14 protein-coding genes are annotated in these 18,780 nt (G+C 70.0%); 5 read left to right on the top strand and 9 right to left on the bottom strand.

Features of this window, described 5'->3' with window-relative positions:
• Positions 1–13 precede the first annotated feature (13 nt).
• From ACQRWP_RS09850 to ACQRWP_RS09860, 3 genes are all read right to left on the bottom strand, one after another.
• The gene (locus ACQRWP_RS09850; protein ID WP_430501895.1) at positions 14–883 is read right to left on the bottom strand and encodes an endonuclease/exonuclease/phosphatase family protein; all 870 of its coding nucleotides are present in this window, start codon (positions 881–883) and stop codon (positions 14–16) included.
• Positions 884–1,016: 133 nt separating this feature from the next.
• A complete protein-coding gene (locus ACQRWP_RS09855) occupies positions 1,017–1,955 on the bottom strand; it encodes an SMP-30/gluconolactonase/LRE family protein (protein WP_430501897.1) in 939 nt (312 codons plus the stop codon).
• Between the two features lie 160 nt (positions 1,956–2,115).
• Positions 2,116–4,452, bottom strand: coding sequence for a beta-L-arabinofuranosidase domain-containing protein (locus tag ACQRWP_RS09860; protein WP_430501899.1), 2,337 nt, complete (start codon positions 4,450–4,452; stop codon positions 2,116–2,118).
• Between the two features lie 689 nt (positions 4,453–5,141).
• Between ACQRWP_RS09860 and ACQRWP_RS09865 the strand changes: the two genes are divergently transcribed.
• Together ACQRWP_RS09865 and ACQRWP_RS09870 are read left to right on the top strand one after the other, a co-directional pair.
• Entirely contained in the window at positions 5,142–6,917 is a 1,776-nt protein-coding gene (locus ACQRWP_RS09865; RefSeq protein WP_430503171.1) for a family 43 glycosylhydrolase, read from the top strand.
• A 340-nt stretch (positions 6,918–7,257) separates the two neighbouring features.
• A complete protein-coding gene (locus ACQRWP_RS09870) occupies positions 7,258–8,643 on the top strand; it encodes an endo-1,4-beta-xylanase (protein WP_430501901.1) in 1,386 nt (461 codons plus the stop codon).
• Between the two features lie 93 nt (positions 8,644–8,736).
• On the opposite strand, the gene ACQRWP_RS09875 is transcribed toward ACQRWP_RS09870, so the two are convergent.
• The 3 genes from ACQRWP_RS09875 to ACQRWP_RS09885 form a co-directional block, all read right to left on the bottom strand.
• Positions 8,737–11,604, bottom strand: coding sequence for a glycosyl hydrolase (locus tag ACQRWP_RS09875; protein ID WP_430501903.1), 2,868 nt, complete (start codon positions 11,602–11,604; stop codon positions 8,737–8,739).
• Positions 11,605–11,795: 191 nt separating this feature from the next.
• Positions 11,796–12,161, bottom strand: coding sequence for an MmcQ/YjbR family DNA-binding protein (locus ACQRWP_RS09880; protein ID WP_430501905.1), 366 nt, complete (start codon positions 12,159–12,161; stop codon positions 11,796–11,798).
• Between the two features lie 40 nt (positions 12,162–12,201).
• Entirely contained in the window at positions 12,202–12,897 is a 696-nt protein-coding gene (locus ACQRWP_RS09885) for a DUF1223 domain-containing protein (RefSeq protein ID WP_430501907.1), read from the bottom strand.
• Between the two features lie 157 nt (positions 12,898–13,054).
• Between ACQRWP_RS09885 and ACQRWP_RS09890 the strand changes: the two genes are divergently transcribed.
• Positions 13,055–13,357, top strand: coding sequence for a GNAT family N-acetyltransferase (locus ACQRWP_RS09890; protein ID WP_430501909.1), 303 nt, complete (start codon positions 13,055–13,057; stop codon positions 13,355–13,357).
• A gap of 23 nt (positions 13,358–13,380) precedes the next feature.
• Here ACQRWP_RS09890 and ACQRWP_RS09895 read toward each other — a convergent pair whose 3' ends face one another.
• A complete protein-coding gene (locus ACQRWP_RS09895) occupies positions 13,381–13,971 on the bottom strand; it encodes a TetR/AcrR family transcriptional regulator (RefSeq protein ID WP_430501911.1) in 591 nt (196 codons plus the stop codon).
• Positions 13,972–14,060: 89 nt separating this feature from the next.
• Here ACQRWP_RS09895 and ACQRWP_RS09900 point away from each other — a divergent pair, with 89 nt between their 5' ends.
• Both ACQRWP_RS09900 and ACQRWP_RS09905 read left to right on the top strand, forming a co-directional pair.
• A complete protein-coding gene (locus ACQRWP_RS09900; protein WP_430501913.1) occupies positions 14,061–14,816 on the top strand; it encodes an SDR family NAD(P)-dependent oxidoreductase in 756 nt (251 codons plus the stop codon).
• A gap of 38 nt (positions 14,817–14,854) precedes the next feature.
• Complete coding sequence (locus ACQRWP_RS09905; protein WP_430501915.1) at positions 14,855–15,571, top strand: isocitrate lyase/PEP mutase family protein; 717 nt, start codon at positions 14,855–14,857, stop codon at positions 15,569–15,571.
• Between the two features lie 297 nt (positions 15,572–15,868).
• Here the strand turns inward: ACQRWP_RS09905 and ACQRWP_RS09910 are convergent, their stop codons facing one another.
• Together ACQRWP_RS09910 and ACQRWP_RS09915 are read right to left on the bottom strand one after the other, a co-directional pair.
• Entirely contained in the window at positions 15,869–17,002 is a 1,134-nt protein-coding gene (locus ACQRWP_RS09910) for a helix-hairpin-helix domain-containing protein (RefSeq protein WP_430501917.1), read from the bottom strand.
• Positions 17,003–17,328: 326 nt separating this feature from the next.
• Positions 17,329–18,678 carry an FAD-dependent oxidoreductase gene (locus ACQRWP_RS09915; protein ID WP_430501919.1) on the bottom strand — a complete coding sequence of 450 codons (1,350 nt, stop codon included), beginning with the start codon at positions 18,676–18,678 and terminating at the stop codon, positions 17,329–17,331.
• Between the last annotated feature and the right edge of the window lie 102 nt (positions 18,679–18,780).

Consider the following 18,780-nt stretch of genomic DNA (forward strand, 5'->3'; position numbering starts at 1 on the left):
GTGCGGAGGCGGATCAGGCCGGCCGCCGGCCGGGTCGACTGCGGTCGATGGTGAGGGTGGCCAGCAGCCCGGGGTGGTCGGTCGCCCCGTGCATTGGCACCAGGCTGCGACAGCAGAGGGTGATGTCGGTGGTGGCCGTGACGTGTTGCAGTCGGCCGTCGTCGATCCGCTGATGACCCGGCGGAGTGCAGGACCGCACGTCGGGGTCGTGGCCGGCGCGCAGGTTGAGGTCGCCGGCCAGCACGGTGGGCTCGTACCCGGCGTTGCGGCTGATCGTCGGCAGGATGGTGTCGACCAGGTGGTCGCACTGGGTGAGCGCGACGCGGTAGCCGGTGGCCGACAGGTGCGTGGTGCAGGCGAGCAGGGCGCCGTCGACGTCGACGCAGAGCCAGGCTCGTTCCTCGGGGTCCGAGAGGTCCTGTGTCGGATGGGTCCCGGCGTACACGGTGTTCGGGGTGGCCGGCGTCCGCACATGGGTCAGCAACCCGATGCCGAACCGTTGGCCGTTGCGGCAGCGGGTGTCGTCGCCGCTCGGCCGGTCGCCGGCGGCCTGGAACGCGGCCACGACGGTCCGCCCAGGGTGGACGGTTTGGAAAACGCCGTGCAGGGCGGACACGTCACCCTCGCAGATCTCGTTGAGGGTGACCAGGTCGGGCGCCTCGATGGTGATCACCTCGGCGGCCCTGGCCATCGCACGGCCGGTGTAGCAGCCGGCGAGGCCACTGTTGCAGAGGTTCAGCTGGAGCATCCGTAGGACCGTGGGCTGCGCGGCGTCCCCGGCGACCGGCGATGCGGTCGGCCGGTTGGCCGGGAGTGCGGCGGCGGCGAGTAGGCAGCCCACGGCCAGGGTTCGGCGCAGGAACCGGTACGGACGGGCGGCCACACGGACTCCGGGGTGCACGAAGCGACAGTCATCGCCGAGGTGCCAGTGATCCTACTGGCGGCCGAATCGGCGATCGAGATCCAGAGCGGTGGGCCGAGGGGGCATGCGCGTGGCGCGTACCCCCTCGGGTCGCTCAGTGGGCGCGGACCGCGACGGCCGTGTACGGCGTGGTGGGAGTCGGCGGCGTGGTGAACCGGGCGTTGGGCAGGTACAGCCGGCCCAGCGCCTTGGCCACTGTGGTGGGCACGTCGAAGTTCGGATCGGTGATGATGCCGGTGAGCGCTCCGGCGGTGCCGGCGTGGTTCAGCCGGACCACCGCGATCTGGTTGAGGCGGTTCTGCACGACGTAGAGGGTGCGGCCGAGCAGCAACAGTCCATCGCCGTTGGTGAAGGTGTGGCCGGGCACGTCCACGACGGTGCTCGCCCCGGTCGCCGGGTCGACCCGGTACAGCGTGCCGGTGGTGGACTGGACGACGATCAGCGCCCGGCCGTCCGGTGTGGTGGCGATGCCGTTGAGGTTCACCCCGGTGCCGACCTGCTCGTACGCGCCGGTCAGCGTGATCGTGGTGAAGGCGTCGGCGGGCGGCAGCGCACCGCCGCGTCCGAGCGGCAGCCGGTAGAGCACCGGCCGGTTCGAGTCGGTGAAGTATGCCGCGTCGCGGGTCAGCACGACGTCGTTGACGAACGTCGGGGCTGTGGCGAACTGGTAGCGGGCCAGCACCTCGCCGGTGCGGGTGTCGAGCACGCGAGCGTCGCCGGCCGTGCCGCCGGAGACGAAGAGCCGGCCACGTGGGTCGACCTTGAGGCCGAGCGACGGAGTGCCGGTGGCCGCGCCGATCGTCGTGCCCCGGCCGGTGACCAGGTCGATGCGCTGGATGGCACCGGTGGCGCGGGAGCCGAAGTAGGCGTACCGGCCGGCGGTGGCGATGCCCTCGGGCTGGAAACCGTCGGGAAGGGCGAGGACGGTCGGCGGCCGCCCTGCGGGGTGCGCCTGTGCCGGCGCGACGGCGACGGTGGCCAGTATCGCGGCGGTCAACGCGCCGCCGAGCGTGGTGCGGAGGGGGCGGTTCACTGTGCTCCTTCCGGGCGGAAGCGGCACGAGCCGACACGTCCGCCACGTTCACTGGGGCCAGGACCCTCCCCACTGTACGACCGCCGGCGGACGCCCGCTCGGCGTCACCGGCGCGGCCTTCGGGTGACCGCGCCGGTGAGCCCGTCGAGCGGGGCGGAAATCAGGCGTTGCGGACCAGCCTCCACCGGTTGTCCGCGCTGCCGTTGTCCGGATCCTGCACGGCCTGCGCTCCCCAGGCGGTCGACCCGTTCAGGATTCCGAGCAGCTTGTTGCTGTTGACGTTGCGGATCTTGTAGGTGCCGTCGCCGTTGTCCACGAGGATCCACCGGTGATCGGCGGTGCCGTTGTCGGCCCACTGCAGGACCCGGGCGTTGTCGGCGGTGGACATGTTCTCCACGCCCAGAACCTTGCCGCTGTTGACATTGCGGAACCGGACCGCGTTGCCGTCGGTGATGACCACCCAGTTGTGGTCAGCGGTGCCGCTGTCGCTCCACTGCACGGCCAGTCCGCCGTCGGCGGTGGACATGTTCTGCACGCCGAGGACCAGGCCGGTGCCGACGTTGACCAGTCGGTAGCTGCCGCTGGGGCCGCCGCTGCCGCTGGTGTTCCAGTAGACCGTGTAGTTGTAGCCGTGGGCGTCCTGGAAGGGGGCGAGGTTCACAGTGGATCCGTTGGCGCTGGCGGTGAACGCCAGCGAGCTGGTGCTGGTCCGGGTGATCGAGGAGACGGTGAGGGTGGGCAGGGTGCTCAGGGCCGTGTTGCCGTAGTTGCCGGCCAGCACCGAGGGGCCGTACGTGACCGCGCCGACGTTGGCGTTGTCGTTGGCGGCCTTGACGGCGACCTGCATCGGCAGCCGCACGGTGATGGTGTCGCCCGCGGCCCAGGTGCGCGTGACAGTGGCGTAGCTGCCCGGTGTGGTGGTGACGTTCTCCACCGTGCCGTTGACGGCGATCGTCGCGCCGCTGGTCCAGGACGGGATCCGCACCCGGATGCTCCACGACCCGCTCATCGAGCCGGACAGGGTCAGGGTGCTGGTGTCGCTGACCGGGAAGCTGGTGCTCTGGGTGACAGTGATGCCGCGCTGCGTCCAGTTCAGCACCGACGGCGCGAACAGGTTCACGCTCAGTGTGGTGCCGTTGTAGAAGTAGATGGAGTCCATCAACCTCGTGTTGATCTCCAGGCCGGTGCCCTGGCAGCACCAGAACGAGTTGTAGTCGGTGCTCCAGGTGCCGCCACCCCACGCCGGGCCCACACCGCGACGTCCGCCCGGCCGCAGCGGGGTGAAGTAGGTGATGTGGCCGTGGCTGTCGGCCGGGTTCTGCCCGCCGATCAGGTGGTTGATCAGCGCGCGCTCGTAGAAGTCGAAGTAGTCCACCCGGTTCGGGTCGAGCAGCCACAGCTCCCGGGTCAGCTTGAGCATGTTGAACGTGTTGCACTGCTCGCAGGTGTCGTTGCTGAGGTAGCCGGCGATCGCGTTGGGCGGCCGGAAGTGCTCCGCCTGGCTGTTGCCGCCGATGACGTAGGTGTGCGCGCCGACGGTGATGTTCCACGCGTTGCTGGCGATGTTCCGGTAACGGGTGGTCCCGGTGGCCTTGAACTCCCGGGCCGCGCCGATCCACTTGGGCACCTGCGTGTTGGCGTGCCGGCCGTTGAGCTGGTCCTGGTTGTTGGCCAGCGGGTCGAACACGGCAGCGTGGTCGAACCGCTGCGCGGTGGCGAGCCACCGGCTGTCGCCGGTCTGCTGGTAGATGTCGGCGAGCACGTCGTTCATGCCCCCGAACTCGGTGCCCAGCATCGACTGCATCTGGCTGGAGCTCAGTCGGCTGGTCCGGGTGTCGACCCATCCCGCCAGCGACAGCAGCACCGTACGGGCCTGGGTGTTTCCGATGTAGCGCCAGACGTCGAGCAGACCGGCGAGGGTCTTGTGGATGCAGTAGTAGGGCACGTTGCCGTTGGACAGCGTCCGTGCCTCGAGCGCGGTGAAGTCGGACTCCGGGAAGCCGGAGAGGTAACCCGCGCCGAACCCGGCGGCGGAGTTGTTGGCCTGGCACTTGGCCAACTCGGCCACCATGTAGTTGGCCTTGTCCCGGCAGGTGGTGTCGCCCAGCACCGCGTACGCGTACGCCCACGCGCTCAGGAAGTGGCCCTGCATGTGGGTCCGGAACGGGAAGTTCGGCGCGTCCCAGCCGCCGTTGGTGGCGGCGCCGTTGGTGGACAGCCGGTGGTTGGCGCGGAAGTTGTAGAGCATCCGGTCGACGTCGACGAACCGCAGGTAGTTCAGCGTCCGGGTCTGGTTGTCCATCCAACGGCCGGCGGTGAGTCGTACCTGACCTGGGTCGAATGCGTACGCCGAGACGCCGATGTCGGACCGGGCCGGGGGCACGACTGCGGCGGACGCGCTCCCGGGGAGGATGGCGGCGCCGGTCGCGGAGACCACCACGGTGGCTCCGGCGGCCTGAAGCAGGTGGCGGCGGCTGAGGGGCGGGGGTGGTGGCATGGGGAACCTCCAGGTGGCCGGGTACGTCGGGGCCGCCATCGATGGCGGTGGGTGGTCGGCAAAGGGGCCGACGCCGGGTGCGGTGTGGTGGGTGGGACGTGGGTCGCCGTGGACGCCGGGTGCCCACCCCTGCGCTTATCGCGGCACATCGATGTGATCGCTAACATAGTTGGTCGTTAACACGCCCGCAACCCCCGGGGCATCTCGTCGATCCATCCCCGCGACGACCTGGCCCAGTGCCGCGGGGCCCGGTGGTAGCTATGGTCCGAAACGGACATCCACCGGGTTCGCGATCACCGGAGCGTGACCGTGGGTGACGGAGGCCGATGACTTTCCTTCCGTTGACGCCCGTCCGGCCGCTCAGTACGGTGCATCGTAAATCTTCGATGTCAACGTCGATACATCAATGCTGCCCTGTGGTTGCGACGGTCATCCCGCGCCTCACATAAATCCAGGTCAAATGGGGGAGGGGGCATTCAAGAACTGCTGTTAGCGCTAACACAGCCGCCGGCCGTGCTGCCCGCCGCGAACGGCAAAACCCGTTCCAACGGCTGCCAGCGCAGCGGTGGGTCGCCCAGTCAGACATCGCGCACGGCGCACTCTCTGTAGGAGTAATCGTGAAAGTGAAGGATCGAACCACAACCCGGGTCAGCCACCGGGCCAGGCGCGCCATCGCCTGGCTGGCGAGCATGGCCTGTGTCCTCGCACTGATCCCGGGCACGGCCAGGGCCGACAACCCCATCGTCCAGAACATCTACACCGCCGACCCGGCGCCAATGGTGCACAACGGCCGGGTCTACCTCTACACAGGACACGACGAGGACGGTTCCACCTACTTCACCATGCGTGAGTGGCGGGTGTACTCGTCCGCCGACATGGTGAACTGGACCGATCACGGCTCGCCGATGAATCTCGCGACGTTCGCGTGGGCGGACGCCAACGCGTGGGCCGGGCAGGTGGTTTCGCGTAACGGAAAGTTCTACTGGTACGTGCCGGTACGCCAGCGCTCCAACGGGCAGATGGTCATCGGCGTCGGGGTGGCCGACAGCCCGACCGGGCCATTCCGCGACGCGCTCGGTCGACCACTGGTCGGCAACAACGAAATCGACCCGCACGCGTTCATCGACGATGACGGGCAGGCGTATCTGTACTGGGGTAACCCGGGTCTGTGGTACGTGAAGTTGAACCCGGACATGATTTCGTTCTCCGGCAGCGCGACCCGCATTCCACTCACGACGGCGGGGTTCGGTACCCGTAACGGTAATGCCAGTCGGCCGACGCTGTACGAGGAGGGCCCGTGGGTGTTCAAGCGCAACGGGCTGTACTACAACGTGTTCGCGGCGGAGTGCTGCTCCGAGTTCATCGCGTATTCCACGGCGACCGGACCGACGGGGCCGTGGACATATCGGGGAACGATCATGCCGCGCCAGGGCGCCAGCTTCACCAATCACGCGGGTGTGATCGATTTCCAGGGTGGATCGTATTTCTTCTATCACAACGGAGCGTTGCCCGGTGGTGGTGGTTACACCCGTTCGGTCGCAGTGGAGAAGTTCAGTTACACCAGCAGTGGCCTGTTCCCGACGATCACGATGACGAACACCGGTGCCCCACAGGTGGGCACGCTGAACCCGTACGTGCGGCAGGAAGCCGAGACGATCGCCTGGGGCTCGGGGATCGAGACCGAGGCGTCCGGCGAGGGCGGGATGAACGTCGGTTGGATCGAGAACGGCGATTTCATCAAGGTCAAGGGCGTCGCGTTCGGCGCGGGTGCGACCTCGTTCAGCGCCCGGGTCGCATCTGCCACCAGCGGCGGCCGGATCGAGGTACGCCTGGACAGTGCCAGTGGTCCGACCGTGGGCACCTGCACCGTGGGCGGCACCGGCGGCTGGCAGACCTGGAGCACCACCACCTGTGCGGTCAGCGGGGCGACCGGCACCCATGATCTCTACCTGCGCTTCGCCGGCGGCAGCGGCAACCTGTTCAACATCAACTGGTGGCAGTTCGGCGGCACGGGCGGCAGCGCCACCAACCTGCTCACCAACGGCGACGTGGAGAACGGCACGACGGGCTGGGGTGTGCACGGCAGCGGCACGCTCGCCAGGAACACCACAGTCGCGCACGGCGGCAGCGGGTCGCTGTCGATCACCGGCCGGACCGGCGCCTGGAACGGCCCCAGTCAGGACGTGACCGCCAAGCTCACCAACGGCAAGAGCTACACCACCAACGTCTGGGTACGAGCACAGAGCGCCACCCCGTCGGCGAAGGCGACACTGTCGCTGACCGCGAACGGCACGACGAACTACCTCCAGCTGACGCCGGCGGTGGGGGTGAACGTCAACGGTTGGACCCTGCTCACCGGCACCGCCACCGTGTCGTGGAGCGGCACGTTGTCCAGTGCCGCCTTCTACGTGGAGACGGCCGAGGGCACCGACAGCCTCCTCGTCGACGACGCCTCGTTCCAGTGACGGGTGCTGCCGGAGCCGTGCTCGGCGCGGCTCCGGCAGCACGGCGACGTGCCCCACCAGTGCGACGGAGCGACCCGTTTCCCGACGCGGTTGGTTACGACTTGACGAACGACATGTTATCGCTCACAGTCGATGGTTGAGGGCAGCCGCACCTGTGGTTCACCGGGCGAACCTGCTGTGGCACCTCGACCCGCGACGTCCGCCCAGGGCATGCCGGACGTCGGGTCAGGACTCCCCGCACCGCTGCCGCGACGGCGACCGTTGCTGACGTCTCCCATGTCGCAGGAGCAGATTCGGGCGTGCGTCTCCATCGCTGCACCACCACAGAGAAGGAATCCGCATGAATCACAGAAGAGCCCTGCGAGCGGCGGTGACCGTCGCCGTCACCGGCGCTCTCGCCGCCGCTATGACGATGACCCTGACTTCCACGGCCAGCGCCGGCACGACCCTCCGGGCCTCGGCGGCCGAGAAGGGGCGTTACTTCGGCGCGGCCGTCGCGACGGGCAAGCTGTCCACCAGCGCCTACACGACGATTCTGAACCGTGAGTTCAACAGTGTCGTGGCCGAGAACGAGATGAAGTGGGACGCCACCGAGCCGCAGCAGGGTCGGTTCAGCTATACCGGTGGTGATCGTCTGGTCAGTCACGCCCAGGCCAACGGTATGAGCGTGCGGGGCCATGCGTTGCTGTGGCACCAGCAGCAGCCCGGCTGGGCGCAGGGCATGTCCGGCAGCGCGCTGCGTAACGCGGCCATCAACCACGTCACCCAGGTCGCCACGTACTACCGGGGGAAGATTCACTCGTGGGATGTGGTGAACGAGGCGTTCGCCGACGGTGGTAGCGGTGGGCGTCGCGACTCGAACCTGCAGCGCACCGGTAACGACTGGATCGAGGCGGCGTTCCGGGCGGCGCGGGCCGCGGATCCGGGTGCGAAGTTGTGTTACAACGACTACAACACCGATGGGATCAACGCGAAGTCGACGGGGATCTACAACATGGTGCGGGACTTCAGGTCCCGTGGCGTGCCGATCGACTGCGTGGGTTTCCAGTCGCACCTGGGCACCTCGCTGGCCGGTGACTACCAGGCCAACCTTCAGCGGTTCGCCGACCTTGGTGTGGATGTGCAGATCACCGAGCTGGACGTGATGACCGGTGGCAACCAGGCCAACATCTTCGGCGCCGTCACCCGCGCCTGCCTGGCCGTCTCGCGCTGCACCGGCATCACCACCTGGGGTGTGCGGGACTGCGACTCGTGGCGTGGGTCCGACAACGCTCTGCTGTTCGACTGCAACGGCAACAAGAAGGCCGCGTACACAAACGTTCTGAACGCCCTCAACGCCGGCCCGGCCATCCCCACGGACCCGCCGACGGACCCGCCGACGGACCCGCCGACCGACCCGCCGACGGACCCGCCCACCACCCCGCCGCCGGGAACGGATGGTTGCTCGGCGTCGGTGTCACTGAACTCGTGGAACGGCGGTTTCGTGGCCACAGTGAAGGTGACCGCCGGCTCGGCCGGGACGAGCGGATGGAACGTCAGCGTCACGCTTGCGAGCGGTGCGAGTGTCACCAACACCTGGAGCGCGACGGCCAGTGGCTCGACCGGCACGGTGCGGTTCGCCAACGTGGACTACAACGGCCGCCTCGGCGCGGGCCAGGTCACCGAGTTCGGCTTCCAGGGCACGGGCAGTGGGGCCGGCATCACCCCCACCTGCGCCGCCTCCTGAGCACGACTGACTGACCGCACACGTCGGCCGGTGTGCAGGAGCGATCCTGCTCCTGCACACCGGCCGACGTCGTGTCGTGTTCGAACCTGTCGATCAGGAGTACGGAAGCCGCAGCACCGACTGGTTGCCGATGCCCACAGTGGTCGGGTTGTTGCCGATCGCCGACCAGACCTCCACTCGGACCGTGCCGTTGCTCAGCGTGCCCAAGGTGCCGGTGGCCGAGGACAGGCCGGCGTTCTGGGTGTAGTGCTCGTAGCCGGCGACCGGGTCGGTGGCGAAGTAGCGCAACGTCTCCACCCGTTCCCAACTGCCGTTGCCAGTGAGGTCGTAGGAGATCCGCACCTGCACGCCGTTGCCGACCGCCGTCCCGGCGTCCACGAACAGGTCGAACGCCGTCTGGCCGCCGGCGTAGGCGAGGTTCAGGCCGGTCGCCGTGAAGGCCTGGGCGTTGGTGGGCGTACCGTCGTGGTTTCCGTTTGCCGCCGCGACCGTCGTCGTGGCCGCGCTACCGGCGGCGCCCAACCCGCCCCCGGGAAGCAGGTACCGCGTCGGGTTGCCCGGGTTCGTCGGCGGGTCGGTCGTCGGCGGGGGGTCCGTCGGCGTCGTCGGAGGGACACCACCGGCCGCGTTGCCGCCACTCCAGGTGTACGCCCCGGTGGTGGCCGTCTTGCCGGCTCCCACGGTGAGCGTGGTGCCGTTGGAGAACGTCACAGTGATCGGTGTCGCCGTCGGGTTCGACGCCACGTAGGTGCGTGCGCCGTTGCGGGAGAAGACCGCGGACAGCGGATGGTTGCCGGTCACCGTCGTGTCGACATTGCCGAGGGCGGCGAGGTTACGGATCCAATGGAACGTGTGTGCTCGACTTTCGCCCTCCTCCGGGGTGTAGTTCGGGTTCGCGCGGAGGTTCGCCAGCGCCGCGTCGGGGTCGCCGAGGGCTTGGAACTGCCAGAGGATGTCCTGCCAGACCGTCGGTTGTCCGCCGTTGTTGCGGACGAGTTCGGCGTAGTTGGTCCGCACGTACGCCGGGTTGTTGCCCAGGTAGAGGTGCCCGCCGGTGACCGGGAGCAGGTTGATGCCCTGGATCATCTCCGGCTCGCCGCTGAACCAGGTGGCGTACGCGCCGCCGTCACCCCAGACCATGCCGACCGTCGTGTGCCCGAAGGCGGCGGGGAAGTTCTGGTCGCTGACGTCGAACCAGTACTCCTGGATGGCCGCGGCCTGGGTGGTGTAGAGGAAGACGCCGGCGTCGCGGACGGCAGTGTTACCCGTCGTCTGCCCCCACTGGATGAGGGCGCTCGCGAAGTTCATCCCCTCCGACGACGACTCCTGGTTGTTGCCTGAGCCGAACGAGCCGTGCCCGGACGCCCAGTCGTGGCCGGCGTAGATGTCGAAGTCGCGCAGGTACGGGAACTGGGTGTCGCCGCGGCGGTAGTTGTTGGCGTCGCGGATCAGCAGGTCGACCATGCCGCCGTAGCGGCTGGTGGCCGCCCAGGCCGGGTCGAACTTCGCCAGCGTCGCGGCGGCGGCGATGTAGTAGCCGTAGTGGAAGTGGTGGTCGTTGAGCTCCTGGTCCGACCCGTACGACGCCGGGTAGCCGATCAGGGTGCCCCAGTTGTTGTCGTAGTAGAAGACCCGGCTGGTCTTGCCGCTGGACGCGGTGAACCAGTCGGTGAGCGTGCTGCGGATGGCGTTCAGCGCGCTGTCGCGCGTCGTGGTGTCGTTGACCTGGTCGGCGATCTCGGCGATCCGCGCGGCCCGGCCGAGCCCCTTGCCGGTCCAGTAGGTGTCGTTGCCGCGTTGGTCCATCGGGTTGGCGCGGGTGGCGGCCAGGTGCCCGGTGAGCGTCGACAGGTCACCACCGCTGCCGTCGCCGACGGCCGGCAGCTCCGGCAGGATGCCCTGGAACTTCATGGCGGTGCGGAACTGGTTGACGCCGGTGAGCACCTTCATCCGGCCACGTGCCGACGGGTAGGTCGGCGTGATCGCGGTGGAACCGCTCAGCGACTTCCACTGGTGCGGGTAGAGGCTGACCACTGTCTGCGTGGCGGTGCCCTCCCGGGCGGTCGTGGTGAACGCGTACGTGGTGGTCAGGCCGCTGGTCGCGGGATTGTAGGCGTACGACACCTGGGTGCCCGTCACGTGGGCGTGCGCGTACCGGCCGTAGGTGGCGGCCAGCTCGGCGCGCTCCGTGGCGCTCGACGTCGGCGGCAGGAGGGCCACGGAGAAGTAGCCGCGACCGGCCAGGGTGGACGAGATCCGGCCGGACGCCACGGTCCAGCTGGCGCCGCTGGGCGCGAACCCGACGTAGTCGTGGCCGTTGACCCGGAAGCCGATGGTGGCGCCACTGTTGGACCAGACGTCGGGGGTGCCGGCGGTGCTGATCTGCGCGTTCCCGCCGGTGGTCTGGAAGTACGCGAAGGGCAGACCGTGGCCGATGGTCGCGCGCATGGTGCGCGTGCCGTCGCTCCAGTGCGGGCTGACCGTCCAGTCCGTCCAGCCGTCGACCTTCACCAGGGGTGCGCTGAGCCCGGCCACACCGACCCGGATGTCCTGCACGTACGGGTAGTGGAACTCACCGACACCGGTGGCGGTGCCGCTGATGGCGGGCGTGGAGTTGGCGGAGAAGCCGAGCCCGTCGCCGAAGGTGTCGTACGAGATCGGGTGGGCGTGCAGCGGCTCACTGAAGGAGCAGTCGGTGCGCTTCCACAGCAGTGAGGACCACCAGTCGTTGGTGGGGATCGGCCCGGCGGGTGCGTTGGCGGTGGCGAACTGCCGGGGGTTGCTGGACATCGCGCCGCAGCCGCTGGGGAGCGGGCCGACCGGGGTGGTGGTGTAGCTGCCGGCGCCGACGGGTGCGGCTTCGGCCGCGCGGGTGACGGGGATGGCGAGGCCGCCGACGACCAGGGCCAGCGCGGTGGCGGCGGCCAGGGCCCATCGGCGGTGGGGGACGGGAGGTTTCATCGTGCCTCCATCGCGCGCGCCGGGTGCGGCCCTTGCCGGGTCCAGCGCTATGCGTCTGAATTGGGGGGAAGGTCAGGTGAGAGAGCGCTCTCTCGGCCACGGTAATCGAGTACCGAGATCCCCGTCAATGTGTCCAACCCGTTGCGTGCTGATGTCGCTATTTGCCGGCGCTCGCACGGTTGCCCAGCGGTTCACCCCTGACGGTCGCTCACCAGCGAGTCCGGCACGCGCATCCGCCACGCGTCGGTCACCAGCTCGGTCAGCCGGTCCAGGTCGACCGCCGCCAGGCGCAGCAGCACCAGGGGCAGGCCGTCGTAGCCGGGCGCGGTGAAGAAGACCTCGGGCTCCCCGAGCAGGAGAGCCTGCTTCTCGGCCTCGTCGCCGACGAACAGCACCGCGACGTCGAGCCGGATCACCCGCGGCTTGCCCGGTATCCGCTCCGGATAGGACCAGACGAAGCCCTTCTCGGCCACCCGGAAGTCGAAGCCGTCACTGGCAATCTCGACCGTGTGCGGCAGAGCCAGCGCCACCCGGCGTACGTCGTCCGCGTCAGCCACCGAACCCCCTCGCACCGCGCACCATGCGCATGCGCCGAGATTACGCGGTGGACAGCTCGATGGCCGTGGCGCCGACGATCGCCCGTTCGCCGTTCTCCTGGACATAGCCGACCACGCTGGCGCTCCGTGGATCGAGGCCAGGCGGTATCGCCAGCTCCACCTGCCCCCGCTCGACGTCCAGGCCCACCGACCGGAAGGCGCGCACGACGTTGTCCTGCCGTAGCGTCCGCCCGGCGTTCTCCCCCCGGGCGATCTCGCTGGTCAGGTCCCGTTCCACGACCGCCACGTGCAGCACCGCGCGCTCCGGCGGCTGGTCGGTCCGGTAGTCCACCATCACCCGGTCGTTGCCGAGGTTGGCGATGGAGAGCGCCAGCGGCGTGGTGGCGGTCGGGGCCATGGCGGACATGATCGCGGCGGCCGCCCGGCGGCGATCGGAACCGACGAACTCGACGGTGCCGTTGACGACCATCTGCGGGGTGTACAGACCTCGGGTACCGAACGCGCGGGCGTACGCCTCCTGCCGCGCGGTGTACGACGCGTCCGCGAACTGGTCGGGCCACCCCAGGTCGTCCCAGTAGTCGACGTGGAACCCGAGGGTGAAGACGTTCTGACCCCGTTCCCGTGCGTCGCGCTCGATCTCGCTCAGCAGCTCCTCCGCGGGAGGGCAACTGTTGCAGCCCTGGGACGTGAACATCTCGACGACGGCGAAGCCGCCGTCCGTCGATGGGTTCGTCATGGTGGCGTGTCTCCTCCCACGGTGGTGCCCGGCGATGGTGCGTCTCCCGGTGCCCGGCGGCGTTACGTTTCCCGTTTCGGCCGAGACAATGCGCGTGGGTCGCGTCCCCTGCCGGCCTCGCGGGTAGCGCCGCCGGGGCGGGTGATTGGATGGTCGGGTGCAGTTCACCGTGACAGACGCGCCGGCGCGGGAGCGTTTCGAGGCGCGCGACGAGGCGGGCGCGGTCGTCGGGTTCGTCACCTACCAGCTGACCGGCTCGATCATCGCCTACACCCACACCGAGGTCGATCCGGCGTACGAGGGCAAGGGCGTCGGGTCGACGCTGGCCCGGGCCGTGCTCGACGACGCGCGGGGCAAGGGCCGGACCGTCGTGCCGATCTGCCCGTTCCTCGCCGACTGGCTGGTCAAGCACCCGGAGTACGAGAGCATCGTGGTCCGGTCCACCCGCAAGATCAAATAACCGCTGCTCCTCGTCGAGTGGTGTCAGGCGTCCGGTAGGAGCTTGGCGGCGAGGGTGCGGGCCGTCGCGGTCAGGGTGTCGATGTCCAGCCCCGTCCGCCCCATGAACACCAGGCCCTGCTGTGCCGCGAGCAGCGCCCGCGCCGTCTCGACCGGGTCGACGTCGCGCGGCAGGTCACCCTCGTCCTGGGCCCGCCCCACGCTCTCGGCGACCAGGGCGGTCGTCGCCTCGTAGGTGCGCCGCGCCTCGGCGAGAACGTCGGGGTCGCTGGTGGCGAGCTCGTACGTGCTGTTGGCCATCAGGCAGCCGCGCCGGGCGGCAGCTCCACCCGGATCGTTCACCGGCGCCATGACGAACGCGCGCAGCGCGTCCACTGCGCGGGGAGCGGACGTGAGCATCTCGCGCAGGTAGCCGCCGCTGGTGTCGGTGTATTCCCGCAACGCCCGCAGGAACAGTCGGTGTTTGTCGCCGAAGGCGCCGTAGAGGCTGCCCTTGCCCAGCCCGCTGACGCGCACCAGGTCCTCCAGCGAGGTCGCCGCGTAGCCGGCGTCCCAGAACTGGTCTCGGACCGCGCGGATCACCTGCTCCTCGTCAAACTGCCGTGGCCTGGCCATGTGACCAGCGTAGCAATTGTTGACCGTACGGTCCACCAAACGTATGGTGGACCGATCAGTCAATAATCAGGCCACCTGGAGGATCACCCATGACACAGCCTCTTGTCGGCAAGGTCGCCCTCGTCACCGGCGGTTCCCGCGGTCTCGGCGCGGCCACGGCCCGCGCTCTGGCCGACGCCGGCGCGGACGTCGCCATCACCTACGTCGGCTCCGCCGACAAGGCCGCCACCGTGGTCGAGGAGCTGGTGAGTCGGGGGGTGCGCGCCCTCGCCCTGCAGAACGACCAGGCGGACAACTCGCGCGCACCGCAGCTGATCAACGACGTCGTCACCCAGCTCGGCGGTCTGGACATCCTGGTCAACAACGCCGCGATCTCCCTGGAGCAGGGAAGGACCGTCGACGACCCGGACGTCGACGTGGCCACCCTGGACCGCATGCACGCCACCAACTACACCGGCGTCATCGCGATCATCCGCGCGGCGGCGAAGGTGCTGCGCGACAACGGCCGGATCGTCAACATCGGTTCGGGGATCGGCACCCGCGTCGGGGTGCCCGGTCTCGCCGACTACGCCGCGACCAAGGCCGGGCTGGTCGGCTACACCCGAGGCGTCGCCCGCGACCTGGCGCCGCGCGGCATCACCGTCAACATGGTGCAGGCCGGACTGATGCCGACCGGAATGGAGCCGCCCTCCCCGGAGATGCTCAAGGGCATGGTGTCCAGCCTCGCGATCCAACGGGTCAGCGACCCCGCCGAGACCGCCGCGGCCATCGCGTTCCTGGCCAGCCCCGCGGCCTCGTACATCACCGGTGCCGTGCTTGACTCCAACGGCGGATACACCGCCTGAGCCCCGCCCCTCCGCAGCCCCGTCGGGAGACCACAACGATGACAGCCTCCACCTTCCGTGCCCTGCACCACGACCGTGCCGCCGGTGACCCGCTCGTCCTGCCGGGCCCCTGGGACGCGGCCAGCGCCCGGGTGCTGGCCGACGCCGGTTACCCGGCGCTCGCGACCCCGAGCGCGGGTGTCGCCGCCTCGCTCGGCTACGAGGACGGCGCGACCCCGCCGGACGAGATGTTCGCGGCGGTCGCGCGCATCGTCCGCGCGGTGTCCGTTCCCGTCTCCGCGGACGTCGAGGGCGGTTACGACCTCGCCCCCCGCGAGCTGGTCGGACGGCTGTTGGAGGCCGGCGCCGTCGGCTGCAACCTGGAAGACTCGGAGGGGTCCGCCACCCTCAAGGACCCCCGGCGGCACGCCGACTGGCTGGCCGAGGTGCGCGCGGAGGCGGGCGACGATCTCTTCATCAACGCCCGCGTCGACACCTTCCTGGTAGGGACGGGTGACCCGGCCGACGCGGTGGAACGCGCCCGCCTCTACGTGGCGGCCGGCGCCGACTGCGTCTACCCGATCCTGGCGCCGTCGCAGGTGCTCCCGCAGCTGAGGGAGGGCATCTCCGGGCCGATCAACATGGCCGCCGGACCGGACCGGGAGTCCGTGGCCGAGCTGGGCCGGCAGGGCGCCACACGCATCACCTTCGGTCCAGGAATGCAGCGGTACGCGATGGCATCGATCGGCGACCTCGCGGCCGAGCTGCGCGCCTGAGCCTGGACGTCGCCCCCGCGCCCCCACCGCCGCTGAAGGAGCAGCGGCCGGGAGGGGCGGGCGCAGCCGCTCGGCGAGTCACGCGCAGCGGATCGGAGGGGCGGGCGCAGCCCCTCGTGCCCGCAAGATCGACTCGGGTTTCGGGAAGTCGGGGTGTCTCGGTCGGGTGGATGGCGCGATTTCCTGAAACCCGAGTCGATCATCCGGCGGTGGGCGTCGGAGAAGTTTCGGCAACTATGGCCGAGCCCCCGGCGCGCCGTCGCTGCGGACGGCTGCCGGGGGCTCGAATGCAGGCGGTCAGGCCTGGTTGCCGTTCGGCAGCACCGAGGCCATTTGGTCGCCGGCACCCGCAAGCACGCGGGCCTGCTGCGGCCAACTGGCCAGCCCCGGTGCGGCGCGCAGGCCAGCGGCCCGGATCAGGTCGCGCAGCGCCGGCTCGTCCAACTCGCCGAGCTGGCCGTACGTGCGCACGCCCGCGTCCTGCAACGCGGCCGCCATCTTCGGCCCGATCCCCTGGATTCGGCGGAAGTCGTCGGCCGGGCCCGTCGGGTCGGCGTCGACGCTGCTGATCGCCGTGTCGGCGGCCGAACGGACCGGAGGGGTCGCGGTGCTGACCGGCCGGACCGGTGGCGTGGCCACCGTCGACCGCTCGCCCTCCGCGGCGGCAACCGCAGGCTCGCCGTTCACGGAATCGGCGTGCACCGGCTCGGCATCGGACGTTCCTGCGGTCGCCAATGCCTCTGCCGGCGTGGCGTCGACCGCCGTCGCCCTGGTCTCCACGTCGTCGGCCGGGCCGACGGAGACCGGCGCATCGTCGATCGGCGTGGTGTTGACAGGCGCATCGTCGGCGGGCGTGGTGTCGGCCGGGGTGGTCGCGACCGGCGCATCGTCGGCCGGGGTGGCCGCTACCGGCGCATCGTCGGCCGGCGTCGTGCCGACCGGTGCCGCGTCGGCGGACGGGAGGTCGTCCGCGGGCTGGCGGGGAGCGACCACGGCCGCCGGGGCGGGCTGCTCGTCGACCGTGACCGGCTCGGGGGTCGATTCCACGGCCGGCTCCTGCCGCAGCTCAGCGTCGTCGGACTGCTCGGTGGCCGGTACCGGCGGCGGGTCCTCGGTCAGCGCCATGTCCGCCGGGTCGACGGTGCTCGGGGCATCCGCCGGCACGGGCACCGGGGTCGGACCGTCCGGTTCGGTCATTGAACCTGGCGCACTGACTGTGTCGAGCGGTACCGGCTCGTCAGCGACCGCGGTCGGTGCCGGGTCGACGGCGGCCGCAGGCCGGGCCTCGTCGGTGGTGGCAGCCGGCGTGGGCGCGTTGATCACGGCCAGACCGGCGACGGGGTCACCATCCACAATCGAATTGCCCTGTACGCCCCGCCGGCCGCGCAGCAGCCACCCGGCGGCCAGGCCCAGCAACAGTGCCAGTACCACTATCAGCGAGTGTCCGAAAGACCACGCCACGGCGAACCTCCCTCTCAGCTCGTTGGAAAAGTCACGAGAAAAACTCGCCGCAGCTTCGCACACGCGTATTGCCGACGACAGGCAGGATCGGCCGTCAGCGGTGCGGGTGGGCCCGCCACCTCAGCCGGTGCCTGCCGGGTAACACAGCGTCGCCCGATCACACGAAGACCCGACCCGAGGAAACCGGGGCCGGGCACGGAGCGGGCCGGGCATGGATCGGTCGGGCAGAGCGCTCCGGACGCGATGAGACCCGGGCCCGGCGTGGCACGCCGAGCCCGGGACGGGCGATGCGGGGTTCAGTCCCGGTCGCCCTCGTAGGTGTGGAAGTCGTCGACGAACCGGCGACGGAGCCGTGGTACCCGGCTGGTCACTCCGAAGTAGCCGCGCGCGCCGAGCAGCGCGAGCCGACCCACCACCGGCCGGTACATCCGGTCGTCACCGCTGGTGCCGCTGCGGTTCAACGATTCCGCGACCCGGGCGAAGCCGTACGGCGCCATCACGGCCTCGTAGTCGGCGACCGCCTGGAGCAGCGTCTTGTCGCCGGCGGTGGCGCGGCTGAGCTGTGCGCAGAGCAGGCGGGCGTCGCGCAGCGCGGTGTTCGCGCCAACGCCCCGACCCGGGGTCATGGTGTGGATGGCGTCGCCGAGCATGGTGACGGTGCTGCTCTTCCAGGGCGGCACCGGCTCGGACGTGGACACTTTGATCGGCAGGGCGCTGGCCGGGTCCGCGTGGGCGAGGAGTTCCCGTAGGTGCGGGTGCCAGTTCGAGGTGAGGTCCAGGGCGACCTGCACCAGGTCCTCACCGCGGCGTTCCATGATGTCGGCCGGGAACCGGTTGGCCGCACTCCAGATGATCAGGTTGATGTTGTCGGTGGTGGTGTCGTGGGCCAGGCCGGGCCAGTCTCGGAGCAGGGCGGCGTCGGGCTCGCTGACGCCGGGCTTGATCGCGCGTTCGGCGTCCCACTTGAACTCCATGACGTGCAGCACGCCCATCATCCCGCCGACGCCGAAGATCAGCGAGATGCCCTGCTGGACCCGCTCCGGAATGAGACCGCGGGTGTGCGGGGTCAGCGGGATCCGGGTGGCGATGTTGATCGTCCCGGCGTCGCGGGTGACGGCGTGCGGCAGGTACTGGCGGCGTACGGCGGAATGGGTGCCGTCGGCCGCCACCAGCAGGTCGCCGGTGGCGCTGGTGCCGTCGGCGAAGTGCGCGGTGACCGTGCCGTCGTCGCGCTGCTCGTACCGGGCGAAGGTCTTGTTGAAGTGCACCACGTCCTCCAGGCCGGTCAGCAGCACCTGGCGCAGCACCATCCGGGCCACGGAGTGTTCGGTGCGTACCGGGTCGGCGCTCGGCCGCAGCGCGAACGACGCGGTCTGGCGGAGCCCCTGGGTGACGACGTTGAAGTAGTGCGGCGGCCGGGCGCAGGTGGCCAGGAAGGTGGCGAACAGCTCCGGGGGCAGGCACTCCCGCAGCGCCCGGCTACCGGTGGGGCCGATGCCGACCCGGTAGCCGAGCAGCCCCTCGGCGCGGTCGCGGTGTCGTTCGTAGACGGCGACGCTGATCCCGGCGCGGCGCAGGCCGTGCGCCAGGCACAGCCCGCCCGTGCCCGCGCCGATGATCAGGACGTGCGGCGGCGCGGCGGACATGTCAGCCGGCCGGGTGCGCGGCCGGTGCCTCGGTGCTGGCCGGGCGCGGAGCGGGCGTCTCGGTGCTGGTTGGGCGCGCCGTGGGCACGTCGATGCTGGTCG

Origin of the sequence: Micromonospora trifolii (assembly GCF_050516465.1) — a bacterium.
Taxonomy (GTDB): Bacteria; Actinomycetota; Actinomycetes; order Mycobacteriales; family Micromonosporaceae; genus Micromonospora; species Micromonospora trifolii.